This is a genomic window from Endozoicomonas sp. OPT23, assembly GCF_009653635.1.
Classification (GTDB): Bacteria; Pseudomonadota; Gammaproteobacteria; order Pseudomonadales; family Endozoicomonadaceae; genus Endozoicomonas_A.
This window is the reverse complement of sequence record NZ_PPFD01000004.1, coordinates 163,957-180,206: the sequence shown is the minus strand read 5'-3', so window position 1 is coordinate 180,206 and position 16,250 is coordinate 163,957. Positions and strand designations below refer to the sequence as shown.

At 47.8% G+C, this 16,250-nt stretch carries 15 protein-coding genes; 12 read left to right on the top strand and 3 right to left on the bottom strand.

The window, feature by feature from the left end:
- The first annotated feature begins 85 nt into the window (after positions 1–85).
- The 10 genes from rsfS to lipA all read left to right on the top strand — a co-directional run bounded on the left by rsfS (position 86) and on the right by lipA (position 9,763).
- Complete coding sequence (gene rsfS / locus EOPP23_RS11290) at positions 86–439, top strand: ribosome silencing factor (RefSeq protein ID WP_153766094.1); 354 nt, start codon at positions 86–88, stop codon at positions 437–439.
- Positions 439–906 (top strand): 23S rRNA (pseudouridine(1915)-N(3))-methyltransferase RlmH, encoded by a 468-nt coding sequence (rlmH, locus tag EOPP23_RS11285; RefSeq protein ID WP_153766093.1) that lies wholly within the window; start codon positions 439–441, stop codon positions 904–906. Before rsfS ends, rlmH begins: the two co-directional genes overlap by 1 nt.
- 70 nt (positions 907–976) lie before the next feature.
- Positions 977–2,818, top strand: a complete 1,842-nt coding sequence (gene mrdA, locus EOPP23_RS11280) for a penicillin-binding protein 2 (RefSeq protein WP_153766092.1) — start codon at positions 977–979, stop codon at positions 2,816–2,818.
- Complete coding sequence (gene rodA / locus EOPP23_RS11275; protein ID WP_153766091.1) at positions 2,818–3,966, top strand: rod shape-determining protein RodA; 1,149 nt, start codon at positions 2,818–2,820, stop codon at positions 3,964–3,966. Before mrdA ends, rodA begins: the two co-directional genes overlap by 1 nt.
- A gap of 286 nt (positions 3,967–4,252) precedes the next feature.
- Entirely contained in the window at positions 4,253–5,302 is a 1,050-nt protein-coding gene (gene mltB / locus EOPP23_RS11270; protein WP_228550686.1) for a lytic murein transglycosylase B, read from the top strand.
- Between the two features lie 63 nt (positions 5,303–5,365).
- A complete protein-coding gene (locus EOPP23_RS21620) occupies positions 5,366–6,184 on the top strand; it encodes a septal ring lytic transglycosylase RlpA family protein (protein WP_153766089.1) in 819 nt (272 codons plus the stop codon).
- Positions 6,185–6,282: 98 nt separating this feature from the next.
- The gene (locus EOPP23_RS11260; RefSeq protein WP_228550685.1) at positions 6,283–7,482 is read left to right on the top strand and encodes a D-alanyl-D-alanine carboxypeptidase family protein; all 1,200 of its coding nucleotides are present in this window, start codon (positions 6,283–6,285) and stop codon (positions 7,480–7,482) included.
- 176 nt (positions 7,483–7,658) lie between these two features.
- Complete coding sequence (locus EOPP23_RS11255) at positions 7,659–7,925, top strand: YbeD family protein (protein ID WP_153766088.1); 267 nt, start codon at positions 7,659–7,661, stop codon at positions 7,923–7,925.
- Positions 7,925–8,584 (top strand): lipoyl(octanoyl) transferase LipB, encoded by a 660-nt coding sequence (lipB, locus tag EOPP23_RS11250; protein ID WP_153766087.1) that lies wholly within the window; start codon positions 7,925–7,927, stop codon positions 8,582–8,584. Before EOPP23_RS11255 ends, lipB begins: the two co-directional genes overlap by 1 nt.
- 159 nt (positions 8,585–8,743) lie before the next feature.
- A complete protein-coding gene (gene lipA, locus EOPP23_RS11245; protein ID WP_153766086.1) occupies positions 8,744–9,763 on the top strand; it encodes a lipoyl synthase in 1,020 nt (339 codons plus the stop codon).
- Positions 9,764–9,830: 67 nt separating this feature from the next.
- On the opposite strand, the gene EOPP23_RS11240 is transcribed toward lipA, so the two are convergent.
- Genes EOPP23_RS11240 through phrB form a run of 3 tightly spaced genes read right to left on the bottom strand, consistent with a single transcriptional unit; the run spans position 9,831 to position 13,262 of the window.
- Positions 9,831–10,787 (bottom strand): hypothetical protein, encoded by a 957-nt coding sequence (locus EOPP23_RS11240; RefSeq protein WP_153766085.1) that lies wholly within the window; start codon positions 10,785–10,787, stop codon positions 9,831–9,833.
- 19 nt (positions 10,788–10,806) lie between these two features.
- Entirely contained in the window at positions 10,807–11,787 is a 981-nt protein-coding gene (locus EOPP23_RS11235) for a DUF523 and DUF1722 domain-containing protein (protein WP_153766084.1), read from the bottom strand.
- Between the two features lie 59 nt (positions 11,788–11,846).
- Positions 11,847–13,262 (bottom strand): deoxyribodipyrimidine photo-lyase, encoded by a 1,416-nt coding sequence (gene phrB / locus EOPP23_RS11230; RefSeq protein WP_153766083.1) that lies wholly within the window; start codon positions 13,260–13,262, stop codon positions 11,847–11,849.
- A 112-nt stretch (positions 13,263–13,374) separates the two neighbouring features.
- On the opposite strand from phrB, the gene EOPP23_RS11225 reads away from it, so the two are divergent.
- Positions 13,375–14,706 (top strand): aminotransferase class III-fold pyridoxal phosphate-dependent enzyme, encoded by a 1,332-nt coding sequence (locus tag EOPP23_RS11225; RefSeq protein ID WP_153766082.1) that lies wholly within the window; start codon positions 13,375–13,377, stop codon positions 14,704–14,706.
- Between the two features lie 50 nt (positions 14,707–14,756).
- Positions 14,757–16,250, top strand: coding sequence for a CoA-acylating methylmalonate-semialdehyde dehydrogenase (locus tag EOPP23_RS11220; protein ID WP_194842583.1), 1,494 nt, complete (start codon positions 14,757–14,759; stop codon positions 16,248–16,250).

Here is a 16,250-nt window from a genome sequence, read left to right as displayed (position 1 = left end):
TCCAATGCAGGCTTTTTCCGCTTTCAAGGCAGCTGGAATATCTGCCGATTGAAAGCGAATTGAAAACAGGTAACTAAGAGATTATATGCAATCTGAACAACTGAAAGATCTGGTAATTAACGCCATCGAAGAAATTAAAGGCAACGACATTAACTGCCTGGATGTTTCTGAACTGACCAGTGTCACTGACTACATGATCATTGCCAGCGGTACTTCCAACCGTCATGTAAAGTCTGTTGCTGACAGCGTGATGGATGCCTGCAAAAAGAATGGTATTCGCCCACTGGGTACGGAAGGTCAGGGTAATTCTGAATGGGTGCTGGTGGACCTGGGCGACGTTGTCGTTCACGTTATGCTGCCTGCTACCCGTGCTTTCTACGACCTGGAACGCCTGTGGGAATCTTCTCCTCAGGAAGAGCAGGTTACCGAGCAGGTCTGATGAGAGTAAAACTGATCTCGGTAGGCTCAAAAATGCCGGGTTGGGTCGATGAGGGCTATAAAGAATACAGCCGTCGTCTGGGTGCTGATATCAAGCTCGATCTGATTGAAATTCCTCTGAACCGAAGAGGAAAAGGCGCCGACGTTAACCGACTGCAGGAAAAGGAAGCCGGGCAGATGCTCGCTGCAGTCGGTCAGGGTGACCTGATTGTTACCATGGAGATTAAGGGTAAGGCCTGGTCCACGGAAAAACTGGCAGACAATATGGGCGAGTGGATGCACTCTGGCCGTAATGTCAGTCTGATGGTGGGTGGCCCTGAAGGGCTTCATCCCAGTGTTATGACGAAGTCGGATTTGAAATGGTCACTGTCACCGCTGACTCTGCCACATCCGTTGGTACGTGTTGTTGTTGCAGAGCAGGTATACAGAGCCTGGAGTATTCTTAAAAATCACCCTTATCACAAGTAGTTATGATTAATAAAAAGGTTGCCTGCAGGCATTTCATCGCTTGCAGGTGATTTTTACGGTAAATAAATACATGCCGGTGAATACCTTAAAAGACCATAAGTCAGAACAAAGGATTGTCAGTATTAGGGTCTGGCTGGCACTGGTTTTCATTCTTCTGCTGGCCATGGTGCTGGTGTCCCGACTCTTTTATCTTCAGGTCATCAAATACGATGAACTGTCGACCCGGTCGGAAGAAAACCGGATTCTGGTTCAGACTGTCCCGCCTGTACGCGGTCTTATCTACGATCGTAACGGCAATTTGCTGGCAACCAATCGCTCCAGTAAAACCCTTTCTATTGTCAGGGAACGTGTCGATGATATGGATCAGCTGCTGTCAGATATTGGCAATTTGGTTCCTCTTTCTGACAATGAACAGACTCGTTTTAAAAAACAGGTGCGCCGTCGTCGTCCTTTCGAAGCAGTTCCTCTTAAATTCAAACTGAATGATGAGCAAGTTGCTCTTATCTCTGTAAATCAGTTTCGCCTGCCAGGTGTTGAAGTCAATGCCGAACTGGTGCGTGAATACACGGAAGGCAGCTCCTTTGCTCACAGTGTCGGTTATGTTGGTCGTATCAATGACCGGGAATTGAAAAAGCTTGATCCCGCGCTCTACAGTGGCACTTACACCATCGGTAAGATCGGTCTGGAACGGTTTTATGAAAAACTGTTGCTGGGCAAGCCGGGCTACCAAGAAGTCGAAGTCAACGTTCGAGGTCGTGTGAGTCGGGTTCTTAAACGGGTTGACCCGGTTCCGGGGCAGGACCTTCATCTCTATATAGATACCGGTTTGCAGGATGCAGCCATCAAGGCAATGGACGGCAGACGTGGTTCAGTGGCTGTTCTTGATCCAAAGACGGGTGGCGTGATGGCAATGGTTAGCAACCCGGCTTTTGACCCCAACCTGTTTGTAACCGGTATTGCCTACTCCACCTTTGATGACCTGAATACTGATATCGAAAGACCGCTCTACAACCGTGCCACTTTGGGTGAATATCCACCTGCTTCAACGGTGAAGCCTGTTGTTGCATTGGGGCTGTTGTCCAGTGGCACCGTTAAGGCAGAAGATAAAATATTCGATAAAGGCTGGTTTCAGCTGCCGGGCAGTGAACATAAATTCAGAAACTGGAAGCGCGGTGGTGATGGCTGGATTAATCTGGATAAAGCCATTTATCGCTCCAACGACACCTACTTTTACAACTTCGCCGGGAAATACGGCATTGACCGTATGCATGATTTCCTAAGTGAATTTGGCTATGGCCGCAAGACGGGTATCGACATTTATGAAGAGCGATCCGGTTTACTGCCATCTACTGAATGGAAACGCGGCGCCTATGGCCAGCCCTGGTATCCGGGTGAAACGATTATCGCCATTATCGGTCAGGGCTATATGCTGGCGACGCCGATGCAGATGGCCGAGGCTGTGACTCTGGTTGCTAACCGGGGTAAGCATGTGCAACCAAGGCTGGTTCGGGAAGACCTTCCAGACGTTCAACGACCACAGTGGGGCGAAGACATTGAACTGAAGGAAGTCGACTGGGATGCAGTTATCAAGAGTATGGAAAATGTTGTCAGCCATAAAAGGGGAACCGCTCATTGGCGCATTGGTCGTAACCTTCCCTATCGAATGGCTGGTAAAACAGGCACGGCCCAGGTCGTGAGTATCGCCCAGGGCGAAGACTATGATGCTGAAAAGTTGAAAGAGTTTCAGCGTGACCACAGTCTGTTTGTTGCCTTTGCCCCGATTGAAGACCCTCAGATTGCACTGTCTGTTATCGTGGAGAATGATAAGGGGGCGGCTAACGTTGCCAGGGAAATCATGGATTACTACCTGATTCCCAAGCTGAAAGAGAATGCTGAAAAGGAGGGCAAGTGATGGCCAGTCAGGATTTTGTCCGTCAGCTTGATGAACCCTATGGTTTCTCCAAAGAGCCTCACTGGTCCGAGAAGTTTCATGTAGACATTGTGTTGCTGGGCTTTCTGCTGATCCTGTGCGGTGCAGGGCTGTTTATTCTGTACAGCGCCAGTGGCCAGAACACCAGCATGGTTATACGTCAGGCATTGTATATGGTGGTGGGGGTTGTCGGCATGATTGTGATTGCCCAGATACCACCCCGAATGCTGATGAGGCTATCGCCCTGGATATATGCCGGAGGCGTGGCTTTGTTGCTAGGCGTCCTTTTTGTGGGGATTCAGTCGAAGGGAGCCCAGCGCTGGATTCAGCTGCCGGGCTTTCGCTTTCAGCCGTCGGAAATCATCAAGCTGATTATGCCGATTGTGGCGGCGACCTACCTTTCCAAGCGACCTCTGCCACCCTCGCTCAAAGACATCATTGTTGTTCTGGCGATTATCGGTATTCCTGTGGTGCTGATTGCCAAGCAGCCTGACCTGGGAACCTCACTGCTTATTGGTGCTTCGGGACTGTTTGTATTGCTCTTGGCAGGTTTGAGGAAACGGATTATTTTCTCAGCCGTTGCTTTGGCTGTGCCTGCTGTCTGGGGTATGTGGCATTTCATTATGCGGGAATACCAGAAACAGCGGGTGCTGACCTTTCTGAATCCGGAGAGTGACCCCTGGGGTTCGGGCTGGAATATCATCCAGTCAAAGATCGCTATTGGCTCAGGCGGCCTTTATGGCAAAGGTTATTTGATGGGTACGCAATCCCAGCTGAACTTTTTGCCGGAAAGCCATACCGATTTTATTATTGCGGTTCTGGCGGAAGAGTTTGGCCTGATGGGCTGTCTGGTTCTGCTGGGGCTTTATGCCCTGATTATCGGTCGTGGACTGATGATTACTTTTCAGGCTTCCTCCCTCTTTGGTCGCCTGCTGGCGGGCAGTATTACCCTGACTTTCTTTGTTTATTTGTTTGTGAACATTGGCATGGTGAGCGGCATTCTTCCTGTAGTGGGTGTTCCTCTGCCACTGGTCAGTCGTGGTGGTACATCACTGGTTACCTTGATGGCAGGCTTTGGCATGTTGATGTCAATTCATACCCACAAAACATTTCTCGATATACGGCGATAAACCTTTCAGGTGACAACCGCAGAGTTGCAGTAGTTCTGGCTATTCCTGCTACTGTAACTCTGCGCAGTTACTCTGTGTTATGGTGGATATTAAGGCTGCCGGTATCCTGACAAACACATTACAGTTGCACTGTAGTTGTCCATGGACGACTGCTGTAGAGTAAGAAAATACTCAGGATACATCAGGGTGTAAAAGTGAATTGAGACACTTATGTTTACACGCACCCTTGTTGGAATAGATTGTGGAAAAGGATGTCCAAAGTAGTGACTGAGGGGAAATGAGAAAAATGGCCTTACGCGCATCAATTATCAGTGCTGTATTAAGCAGTTGCCTGTTGGCAGGGCCAGTTTTTGCCGAAGCCAGCAAGCAGGAACAACAACCGGACTATGCCAGCCAGGAAGTGGTTCAGGCGTTTATCGATGATCTGGTTGAAAACGAAGAGTTTAAACGCTCGGAGCTGGAATCCATTATTGGTCAGGCCAATAAGATTGATAGAGTTCTGGAGCTGATCAGCCGTCCGGCAGAGAAACGTCTGACCTGGAAGGGCTATCGCAAAATTTTCATGACCGAAGAGCGTATCCAGAAGGGTGTTAAGTTCTGGAAAGATCATGCTGAAACACTGAAAGAAGTAGAAAAGAAATACGGTGTGCCAGCTCATATCATTGTTGCCATTATTGGAGTTGAAACCTACTACGGTCGTCAAACCGGTGGTTTCAAGGTGCTGGATGCTCTTTCAACTCTGAGTTTTGATTACCCACCACGCAGTAAATTCTTTACCAAGGAATTGAAGAACTTCCTGATTCTGGCCAGAGAACAGAAACTGGAAGCCTCTGAGTTGACCGGCTCCTATGCTGGAGCCATGGGTATTCCACAGTTTATGCCGTCCAGCTACAGAGTCTTTGCTGTTGACCATACCGGTGATGGGCAGGCCAATATCTGGCAGCAGGAAGAAGATGCTATTGCCAGTGTTGCCAACTATCTGAAGGAAAATGGCTGGAAAGAAGGACGACCTATTGTCAGCCGAGCGAAAGTGCATGGTGCTAAATACCAGAAGGTAGTCAGCAAGTCGGTAAGACCGAAGAAAACTCTGAAGCAGGTTGAAGATGCAGGTTGGACTCCAGTTTCAGTTGTCCCTGATGCTGCAAAAGTTGCCGCGATGACGCTGGAAGGCGCCAAAGGCACTGAGTACTGGCTGGGGTTGCATAACTTCTACGTGATCACTACCTATAATCGCAGCAAGCTCTATGCGATGGCGGTGTATCAGCTGGCAAGAGATGTTAAGTCAGGCTATAAAACAGCTGTTCCTAAATTGAATAAAACCATTGCTGATAACTAACATTGAACTCTAGCACTGAGCATAAGCCCTGATAATCAGGGCAAGTATAAAGAACAAACTTAAATGACAGCACGAGAAACATACCAGCAGATGACCAGAGTTTTTCTGGCATCTGCTCTTTTGGCTCTGGGAGGTTGCGTCACTGTTCAGGACGGACCGCCCAAAGAAAAAAGGGATATCAGCCAGATACCTGATGCTGTGCCACGGGTGCATAATGGTGAGTTAAAAGACTCCCCTTATACGCTCAATGGTATTACTTACACGCCTATGCCTTCAGCCAATGGTTATGAAGAGGTGGGAGTTGCGTCTTGGTATGGCACCAAGTTCCATGGCAAGCGAACAGCCAATGGTGAAGTTTATGATCTGTACGGTATGACCGCAGCTCATAAAACCCTGCCACTGCCTTCTTATGTTCGTGTAATGAACCGGGATAATGGCCGGTCGGTTGTGCTGAGGGTTAATGACCGAGGTCCCTTCCATAGTAACCGGGTTATTGACCTCTCTTACGCTGCGGCGAAAAGACTGGGCTTTGCCAATGTCGGTGTTGCCAATGTTAAAGTTGAAGGCATTGATGTTGAAGCCTTTGCTGCCCGTCAGGAGCAAGAAGCACGAAGTAAGCAACAGTTGTTTGTGCAGATGGCAGCCTTGAAGAATTACCACAATGCCCAGATGTTACGACGAGCAATTTCAGAAACCATTGCCGGAGAAATTCAGGTGATGAAAGGGGATGAAAAGCCGGATCCATTGTACAGGATAAGAATTGGGCCTGTGCAGACACCGGAACATCTCGAGAGCCTGTTGGAAAAACTGGAAGAGGGAGCGTTTGATGCACCTTTTCTGGTTTACGAAGACCGCAAAGTACCGAAAAAAGCGGTACAGTAAGTAGTAACTTACTCAGTAATCGCACAGCAGCCTCTTAAACTCATCAAGCCGGAACATTATAATACCGGTCAATAACCGTTTTCAGAGCAACATTTTTAATGATGAAGCAGACAAACCCCCTTCGCCGGATGGCTGGATGGGCGGCCATGGCACTGATGGTGGCGGCAGGTTCCGTTCATGCTAAAAGCAGTGCCCTGATTCCGGCAGCACCGAAAATCGCAGCCAAAAGTTATGTCCTGATGGATGCCGACAGTGGTGAAATACTGGCATCGGTCAACCCTGACGAAACCATGCACCCGGCCAGTCTGACCAAGATGATGACGGCTTACATTGGTGAAATCGAACTGGACTCAGGCAATATCGGTCGTGATGATCAGGTACTGGTCAGTGAAAAAGCCTGGCGTATGGGCGGCTCCACCATGTTTATCGAGGTGGGCGACAAGGTTCCTGTATCTGAACTGTTGAAAGGCATCATCATTGTTTCCGGCAATGATGCCAGTGTGGCACTGGCCGAGCATGTTGCTGGCAGTGAAGACTCCTTTGCCCAGCTGATGAACAATACGGCTCGTAAACTGGGCATGATCAACACCCATTTTGCCAATGCTTCCGGTTGGCCGGCAGATGATCACTATTCCACAGCCAGAGATTTGGGAATCCTCTCCCTGCATATTGTTAAGGACTACCCTGAGTACTACAAAATCTACTCGCAGAAGTACTATCAATATGGCGTCAACAAAAGAACCGGCAAGGCACTGCGTCGTCAAGCCAATCGTAACCGACTGCTTTGGACCAACCCATACGTAGATGGTCTGAAAACCGGTCATATCAAGGCCAGCGGTTATGGACTTGCTGCTTCTGCGATAAAAGATGGTCGTCGTTTGATTACCGTAGTCCTTGGTACCAGAAGTGAGAAACAGCGTGCGGAAGAAGCTCAGAAACTGCTCACTTACGGTTTCCGATTCTTTGAAAATGTTGATATCAAGAAAGGTGGCGAGCCTCTTAAGTCTGTAGAAATATGGAAAGGTCAGAAGGATGAGATCAGTCTCGGTATCGAGAAAGATCTGATTGTTACCGTTCCCCGTGGAGCAGGCAAAGACCTGAAAGCGATCATGGATGTTAATCCTATGATTGAGGCACCTGTTGAAGCAGGCCAGCAACTGGGCACCCTGAAGGTGATGCTGGACGATGAGGTAGTGAAAGAAGTACCACTATTGGCTCAACAATCTGTTGAACGTGGCAGTATTTTCAAGCGCATCTGGGACAGTATTCGTCTGTTTGTAATGAGTTTCTTTAACTAAACATTATAATCCGGTTTTAGCTTTTACTGATGCCTTCAAGCTTCACGGCTTGAAGGCATTTTTATCAGTGCAAGCACCTAGACATACGAAATTTACAACCATTTCCCACCGGAGGTGAGGAATGGTTGGTTCACTATTTTATTGTGTGCGACTGCGCACCAGAATTACATAAAGCTATGAGCAATCCTGAAGCACCAAAGATTGAATTCCCCTGTGATTATGAAATCCGTATCGTTGGCAAGGCCGCGCCGGATTATCAGCAGGTGGTCTGTGACATTATTAAACAGCATGCACCGGATTATGATGGTAACTTCCGTGAGAAAGACAGCCGTACTGGCAAGTTTTCCTCAGTGATGGTGACAATCTTTGCTACCGGCGAGCCGCAACTGAAAGCAATTTATGATGACCTGATGGCAACAGGTCGAGTACAGATGGTAATTTGATGGATCTGAACGTCCGACATCTGGGCAGGCAGCCCTATGAGCCGGTATGGCGAGCCATGCAGGCCTTTACAGAACAGCGTGATGACAGCACGGTTGATGAACTCTGGTTTGTAGAACACGACCCGGTATTTACCCAGGGGCAGGCTGGTAAGGCAGAGCATGTGCTGGCACCGGGTGATATTCCGGTGATCAAGATCGATCGTGGTGGTCAGGTGACCTATCACGGGCCAGGTCAGCTGGTTGTTTATCTGATGCTGGATGTTCGACGTTCCGACAGTGGTCCGCGAAAGATTGTTTCCGCTATTGAACAGGCCATTATTAAAGTGCTGGCAGGTTATGGTATTGAGTCTCATGCCAAACCGGAAGCGCCTGGTGTCTATATCGACGATGCCAAGATTGCAGCTCTGGGACTTAGGTTCAGAAAGATGAAGAGCTATCATGGCCTCAGTTTTAACCTGGACATGGATACCGAGCCGTTCAATCGTATCAACCCTTGTGGTTATGAAGGGCTGCAGGTCGCTCAGCTCAGGGACCTGATTGATACGGTCAGCTGGGATGAAGTGAGCAGTCGCTTACTTGAGTGCCTTATGACTGAACTTGGGTATAATGATGCCCATACCAAGAATGACGGGATTCCTTTTCTTGAAAACTCTGTTTAAAAGAGCAAAGGAAAGAAATTCGAAAAACAGAGGCTGAGTCAGCAGGGAAGGCTGACCAGTACGGAGTGAATACGGCGAAAAACCAACTGCCGAATGCACTGAAGCTATAGATGAGGACTCGCAGTAACGACTGAGTCCTGAAAAAATGGCCCTGACTTTATGACCGAAAACAACCTGATTCCAACTGTTCAGATTCAATCTGCTCAGGTATCCAGTGGAGAGAAGTTCGTCAACGAAAAAGGCATTACTGCCATCAAGAATGGTATTAAGGCCTCAAACCGTGATGGGGAAGCGGTTCAACCTTTCATGCGTAAGCCGGAATGGCTGCGTATCAAGGCTTCGTCTGGCACCAAGTACAAAGCGGTTAAAAGCACCGTTCATGAACACAAACTGAGTACCGTTTGTGAAGAGGCCATGTGCCCGAACATTAATGAGTGCTGGAGTTCCGGTACAGCTACCATCATGTTGATGGGCGACACCTGTACCCGCGCCTGTAAGTTCTGTGCAGTCAACACCGGTAACCCGAAAGGCTGGCTGGATGCAAACGAACCAGATCATACTGCTGAAAGTGTTCGTCTGATGAACCTTAAGTATCTGGTTCTGACTTCTGTGAACCGTGATGACATCGAAGATGGCGGTGCAGGGCATTATGCTGCTGTCGTAAAGCGTGTAAAAGAAGTTAACCCTGAAACCGACGTTGAAACACTGACGCCTGATTTTCAGGGCATCATGAAAGATGTTGAAAAGGTAGTAGACAGTGGCATCTCTGTCTTTGCCCAGAACGTAGAAACAGTTCGTCGACTGACCCATCCGGTACGTGACCCACGCTCCGGTTATCAGCAGACGCTGGATGTGCTGGCTCACGCCAAGAAGCATAAGCCGGAAGTATTGACCAAAACCAGTTTGATGCTGGGACTGGGTGAGACTGAAGATGAGATCGTTGCGACTATGGATGATCTGCGTGCACACAATGTTGATATCCTGACTCTGGGTCAGTATCTGCAGCCAACCAAGAACCACCTGCCTATTGATCGCTACGTAACTCCGGAAGAGTTTGAAAAGTATCGTCAATGGGGGCTGGATCGTGGCTTTGTAGAAGTTGTATCTGGCGCGCTGGTTCGTTCCAGTTACCGTGCTGAACAGGTTCTGCAGAAGAACAATGTTGGTTTGAGCGAGTAAGTTCTAAGAAATGCGAGGCCGCATAGTTGCTGCTTCGTATTTTTTGTTAAAGCCCAGTTGTTGTCACTCAGGAACGTGTAAAAGCGTTTTTCACAGCTTCAAGTTGCTCTTCTTTAAGCCCAAGTCCTTTCGCATCGGATATGCTTAATTCCTTAAACCACCTGAAAAGACTCTGGTTGAGAGAGCTTACATCTTTCCAATGACTTTTACTCATTAGTTGAGCAATGGAAACTGCATCAGACTTTTTATAGGCGTGATCAGCAATAAGACGTGTGACTCTGATAACTGCTTCCATGCGAACTGTTGCTGTTCGAAGATTGAGTAAAGTTTTTGATGGGTTTTGAGGTATGGGTAATTCATTAAAAGCAATATCAGCCAGCTTCATACTTTCTGTTATTTCTTCTGGTAGTTGATCAAGTAAATCCAGAGCAGATAAATTTGGCACTTTTCTGGCACCTATTTCGTCTGGCTCAGGTGAGGAACTGTGGATATCTTGCCTTTCACGCTGGTTCATATCATGGTCTGCATCTCGTTTTTTTCGTGTCCTGGTCGAGCTGCAGTCGAGCCTGTCTCTGACAAACTCAATACCTAGGATATGATTATACTTTTCTTTTTTGATCAATCTTTTTAGCACTACTTCATCATCGGACTCGCCCTGCATGCTTTTCAAACTTTGCAGGCGCTCTAAAAGGTCCAGACTTACGCCATCAGCATGATTGAATCGACAAACCTGTTTGAACTGAGCGATATAGCCCGTAATAGATGCTTTTGGTTCTCTGTTTTCATCGTCAAAGAATACATGATGTACAAACTTCGCAACCAACTGATCATCCAGTGCATCATGAGTATGACTTATCTGAGCCTCGCTCAGTTTTCGAGATTTTGGCTTTGAATATAAGAGCTCGTCATCCGTGAATTGCTTACTTAAGTCAACAGAGCTGACAGAACTGGATGATGGACTCTCACTCTTTCTTTTCCGAGAGGGTTCTGGTGATGTAGAGGGCGAGGGTGTAATACCGTCCATGGTAAATACCTGCGTTAGTTTATAACTGGTTTCTCAAACCCAGCTGATTCGGATGAGGCTCCAGATAGGTCTGCTGTTTTATATAGTCACTGCCATGGTTTTCAATAAAGTGTCTGAGCATGGTGATAGGCGCTACCAGAGGAACAATGCCCTGGCGGTATTCTTCTACCAGCTTTAGAAACTGATTACGCTCGGCACTGTCGACACTCTTTTTCACATAGCCAAGAATGTGCATCATGGTGTTGGTATGTGACTTATGGTTTGCCCGTTGTTTCAGGGTTTCCATAAAGCCGGTGAAATATTCACTCATCAGCTCGTCCAGCGGTTTCTTACCGCCTTCGGCGACTATTCGCCCCAGTGATGTGTAGTCCTTAGGGTCATGAGCCATGATCGTGTATTTCTGAATGCTGTGGAAATCAACCACCGCCTTATAGCTCGGGTTGGCCAGTACATCGGTCTGCCAGCGGTGATAGGCGTACACACGGGTAAAGAAGTTATCCCTGAGAACCGGGTCGTGAAGTCGGCCTTCTTCTTCAATCGGTAGCAATGGTTTGGTTTCCATCAGCGCTTTGGCATAAGCACCCGGTGCGCTGGCACCCAGTGGCGAACCATTTTTATGGTAAACCTTTACCCGCTCCATACCGCAGCTGGGTGATTTCTGCATCAGGATATAACCACAGATATCCGTCAATTCCATGGCTTTTTCTTTGCCGTAATTTTCCAGCTGCTCTGTGACGTCAAGCTCTGGTGAGTCAGTACCGACGACTCGAACCTGCTCGTTGCCCATTTCTCCGACCAGTCGAATGGGTTCTCTGGGAATCCCAAGGCCTATGGCGACTTCAGGGCAGACAGGCTGAAAATGAAAGAAATTAGATAACTGGTTCATACAGAAGGAAGAACGTTTATGTCCGCCGTTATACCGGACTTTTTCACCCATCAGGCATGCGCTGATGCCGAGAGTGATGTCTTTGCTGGGCTCTGGAATGGAAACAATGGCCATGGTGTTACGTCCTTTTTAAACCTGTAGCTTTAAATCTATCAGCATTTTCGCAGACTGGTTTATTTCAATGCCTTGAAAGCAGCAAGAACCTCTTTTCTGGATTCGGCATGATCGACTACGGGCTCGGGATAGTTGATATCAAAATTATGCTGCCAGGGAGCATGAATCTGCTTGTCGTTCAAACTCACCAGCTCTGGTAACCATTTACGGATAAAGCTGCCTTTTGGATCAAACTTCTCTGACTGATTGACCGGATTAAACATTCGAAAATAAGGCGCTGCATCAGTCCCTGTACTTGCTGACCATTGCCAGCCGCCATTATTGGAGGCGAAATCACCATCAATCAGGTGCTGCATGAAAAAGGCTTCGCCTTTACGCCAGTCGATCATCAGGTTTTTGGTGAGGAACATAGCACTGACCATTCTCAGGCGGTTGTGCATCCACCCTGTTGCCAGCAGCTGTTTCATGGCGGCATCAACTAATGGATAGCCGGTTCGGCCTTCACACCATGCTTGGAAGTTAGATTCATTGTTACTCCATGGAAGTTTTTCAGTGTGTTCGACAAATGCCCTGTGTTTGGACAGTCTTGGGAAACCGTGAAGAATATGACGATAGAACTCACGCCAGATCAGTTCACTCATCCAGCATTGCAGGCCGTCGTTGCCTGTATCCAGTTCACCCTGGTTGGCCATACAGGCAGCATGAAAACACTGGCGAACAGAAAGTACACCTGTTGCCAGATAGGGAGAGATAGTACTGGTATAAGGACGGTCAGGAAAATCTCGGAAGTTTTTATAATCTTCTGATTTCTCTTCTATGAAATCTGTCAATCGCTCATGGGCAGCATCTTCGCCAACAGACCATAGCTCTTTGACCTGCTCGGATAGAGGTTGATATAGATCGATATAGTTTACGGATTTCGGCAGCTTTTCAGTTACAACCTCCTGTTTATCAGGAGCAGGACTGCAGTTTAACTGTTCTATCTGCAACTGGCGGTAGAGTGCTTTTTTGAAGGGAGTAAAAACCTTGAAGTATTCGCCTTTACCATTGCGTACGGTGCCAGGACGAAACAGGGTCTGGTCATTATGCCTGCGGCAATTCAGACCTGAATCAGCGAATGCCCTTTCAACTTCAGTGTCCCGTAACTCTTCATTCAGACCGTACTTATCATTCCAGCTGATGCCGGTGCAGCTGAGTTGCTTAGCCAGTTTCAGCAGCATGCCCGAAGCTTTGTCGAAGGAGTCAGCCTTTAAAACGATCAGGGGAATGTTCAGTGCTTTTAGGTTTTGCTCTAATTCCTGAAGATTTTGCATCGCAAACCAGAGCTTATTATTACTCTCATTATGAGTTTGCCACTGTTCACTGAAGGTCAGATAAACAGCGATCACCTGACTTTCCTGGCAAGCAGAATAAAGAGCCGGGTTATCGTGAACTCTGAGGTCGTTACGAAACCAGACCAGTGTTTGTTGTGTCATATATGCTCCCTGATTCATCTTCTTATCTAATACTATGAAATGTGAGTATTCACTCCAACAAATAAAATGAGGTCTATACTCTGCCTTTCTCAAATCGGGTTGGAGAGCAAGAATGCCAGAGGCTCAACCGTCTACAGAATCAAACCGGCTTGATTCTTTCTGGATGCCATTTTCAGCAAACCGTAATTTCAAACAATCACCAAAATTACTAACTGAAGGGCAAGGGCTTTTCTACACACTGGATGATGGCAGTAAAGTACTTGATGCCATCAGTGGCCTCTGGTGTTCCAGTCTCGGTCATGGCAATAAAGAAATTGCTCAGGCGGTATACGAACAGATTGGCAAACTGGATTACTCTCCCAGCTATCAAATTACCCATGAGCTGCCTTTTAAATTATCAGAAAGGCTGCTGAATTATCTGCCAGATTCTTTTGGGCAGACCTTCTTTGTGAATTCCGGTTCAGAAGCCGCAGAAACAGCCATGAAAATGGCTCTGGCCTATCAGCAGTTAAGAGGTAAGAAGAATAAGGTTCGCTTGATCGGTCGCGAAATGGGTTATCACGGTGCTGGTTTTGGTGCTATATCCGTGGGCGGAATTCCCAATAATACTCGCTACTGTCCTAACCTTTTGCAGCACACCGATAAGCTGCCAGCGGCACTAAGTGACCTGAAATTTAATAAAGGCGAACCACCGGAAGATCATCGTCAGGCAGATGCGCTTCTCGGTTTAATTGATAAATACTCGGCGGATAATATTGCTGCAGTGATTGTTGAACCTCTCTGCTGTTCCGGTGGTGTGCTCGTTCCTCCTGCCGGGTATCTGAAAAGGCTGAGAAGTATCTGTGATCAGCACGATATTCTGTTGATTGTCGATGAAGTCATCACCGCTATGGGTAGGCTGGGACATCCATTTTCCAGTCAGGAGCGGTTCGGTATTGTTCCGGACATTATCATCACCGCCAAATCGCTGGCCAACGGTGTGATTCCCATGGGTGCTGTTTTTTCCCAGCGCAAGATATACGACACGCTTACAGCTAATAGCGAAACGCTGGTCGACTTTTTCCACGGTTACACCTTTTCTGCAAATCCCGCTGCTTGTGCTGCCTTGGGCGCTGTTCTGGATATTTATGAACGGGATGGTCTGTTCTATCGGGTGCAGGAGCTGGAAGGCTATTGGCAGGAGGCTATTCACTCCCTGAAAGGGCTGCCTTTTGTTGATGATATTCGCAATCTCGGGCTGACAGGTGCCATTCAGATAACGCCTGACCCAGCTGCAGTGGCTGGAACCAGAACGCTGAGGCTGTTCAGAGCCTGCCTCGAAGCGGGCGTGATGACCAGAGCAAACGGTGAAGTGCTTGCTCTTTGTCCTCCTTTGATTATCGAAAAAGAAGGCATAGATCGCATCATCAGCGTGTTGGCAGAGCAGCTTCAGAAACTTTGTTAAAGCAACAGTAGTTTGAGTACACATTAATAACTCACCGAAGAGACGACTGTATGTCATTGGAGAGAATGAACTTTATTGGAGGTCAGTACAGGGAAAGTCATGCAAAAGGCCGAATTCAGGTATTTAATCCGGCCAGTGATCAATTGGTTTGCAGCGTGCCCGATTCAAATAAAAATGATGTCGATATTGCTGTTAGCTCTGCACTGAAGGCTTTACCTGAATGGAAAGCGACACCTGCTATTTCCAGAGCTCGCATACTGTTTAGATTCAGGGAGTTGCTGGAAAAACACAGTCTGGAAATCACCACGCGACTGTCGAATGAGCATGGGAAGACTCGTGAAGATTCAGCCGCAGAATTAGCCCGGGCGATAGATGTCGTTGAATTTGCCTGCGGGGTTCCCGAGTTATTGAAAGGAGAGCACTCACGCAATGCGGCTAAGGGCATTGATTGCTGGAGTATTATGCAACCTGTGGGCGTATGCGTTGGTATCACCCCTTTTAATTTTCCTGCCATGGTGCCTCTGTGGATGATTCCCATAGCGTTGGCCTGTGGCAACACCTTTGTCTTGAAACCGTCAGAGAAAGACCCTTCTGCGCCAGCGCTTTACCCTGAGCTGCTTAAAGAAGCGGGTTTGCCTGATGGTGTACTGAACCTTGTTCATGGTTCAGCGGATACGGTTAATCACCTGCTTGAGCATCCTGATGTACACGCAGTGAGTTTTGTCGGTTCATCGTCAGTTGCAGAATCTATTTATCAGAAAGCTTCGGCTCATGGAAAAAGGGTTCAGGCTTTGGGTGGTGCCAAAAACCATGCTCTGGTGCTGGAGGATGCAGATCTTGATCTGGCCGCAGAACAGTTGACCGGAGCGGCCTATGGCAGTGCCGGTGAACGCTGTATGGCTATATCTGTTGTCGTGGCGATTGGTAAAAAGACTGGTGATCAGCTGGTGGAAAAGCTGGCCAGAAAAATTGAAAACCTGACGGTAGGCAGCTGGCAGTCGTCCCCTGACTTTGGTCCGCTGATCACCCAGCAACATTACAGCAACGTTGTTTCCCTGATTGAAAAAGGTATTGAAGAAGGCGCTGATCTTTGTGTCGACGGTCGCAACAAAGAATTCCCCTGCGGATCATTTATAGGGCCATCGTTGTTTGATTCAGTGACAGAAACCATGTCTATCTATCAGCAGGAAATTTTTGGTCCTGTGCTTTGCGTTGTACGGGTAGAAAGTTACGAAGAAGCCCTGCGACTGGTTAATCAGCACTCCTATGGTAATGGTGCCGCTATTTACACGCGCTCAGGTGCCATAGCCAACCATTTCTGTGAACAGTGCGAAGCAGGTATGGTCGGCGTCAATGTACCTATTCCGGTTCCGGTAGCGTGGCACTGCTTCGGTGGTTGGAAGAACTCCATGTTCGGGCCTTTGAATATGCACGGTCCTGATGGTGTGCGCTTCTTTACTAAAATGAAAACAGTCACTTCCCGCTGGCCTGAGTCATTATCAGGGCAGCTTCAGGAAACACTTAATATCCCGGTAACACGATAG

Excerpts from the sequence above, each read along its gene's own strand:
- EOPP23_RS11255 (WP_153766088.1), top strand. The coding sequence starts at position 7,659 with ATGAGCAATCCTGAAGCACCAAAGATTGAATTCCCCTGTGATTATGAA.
- lipB (WP_153766087.1), top strand. The coding sequence starts at position 7,925 with ATGGATCTGAACGTCCGACATCTGGGCAGGCAGCCCTATGAGCCGGTA.
- EOPP23_RS11260 (WP_228550685.1), top strand. The coding sequence starts at position 6,283 with ATGATGAAGCAGACAAACCCCCTTCGCCGGATGGCTGGATGGGCGGCC.
- mltB (WP_228550686.1), top strand. The coding sequence starts at position 4,253 with ATGGCCTTACGCGCATCAATTATCAGTGCTGTATTAAGCAGTTGCCTG.
- EOPP23_RS11225 (WP_153766082.1), top strand. The coding sequence starts at position 13,375 with ATGCCAGAGGCTCAACCGTCTACAGAATCAAACCGGCTTGATTCTTTC.
- rsfS (WP_153766094.1), top strand. The coding sequence starts at position 86 with ATGCAATCTGAACAACTGAAAGATCTGGTAATTAACGCCATCGAAGAA.
- EOPP23_RS21620 (WP_153766089.1), top strand. The coding sequence starts at position 5,366 with ATGACAGCACGAGAAACATACCAGCAGATGACCAGAGTTTTTCTGGCA.
- EOPP23_RS11220 (WP_194842583.1), top strand. The coding sequence starts at position 14,757 with ATGTCATTGGAGAGAATGAACTTTATTGGAGGTCAGTACAGGGAAAGT.
- lipA (WP_153766086.1), top strand. The coding sequence starts at position 8,744 with ATGACCGAAAACAACCTGATTCCAACTGTTCAGATTCAATCTGCTCAG.
- EOPP23_RS11235 (WP_153766084.1), bottom strand. The coding sequence starts at position 11,787 with ATGGCCATTGTTTCCATTCCAGAGCCCAGCAAAGACATCACTCTCGGC.
- mrdA (WP_153766092.1), top strand. The coding sequence starts at position 977 with ATGCCGGTGAATACCTTAAAAGACCATAAGTCAGAACAAAGGATTGTC.
- rlmH (WP_153766093.1), top strand. The coding sequence starts at position 439 with ATGAGAGTAAAACTGATCTCGGTAGGCTCAAAAATGCCGGGTTGGGTC.
- EOPP23_RS11240 (WP_153766085.1), bottom strand. The coding sequence starts at position 10,787 with ATGGACGGTATTACACCCTCGCCCTCTACATCACCAGAACCCTCTCGG.
- rodA (WP_153766091.1), top strand. The coding sequence starts at position 2,818 with ATGGCCAGTCAGGATTTTGTCCGTCAGCTTGATGAACCCTATGGTTTC.
- phrB (WP_153766083.1), bottom strand. The coding sequence starts at position 13,262 with ATGACACAACAAACACTGGTCTGGTTTCGTAACGACCTCAGAGTTCAC.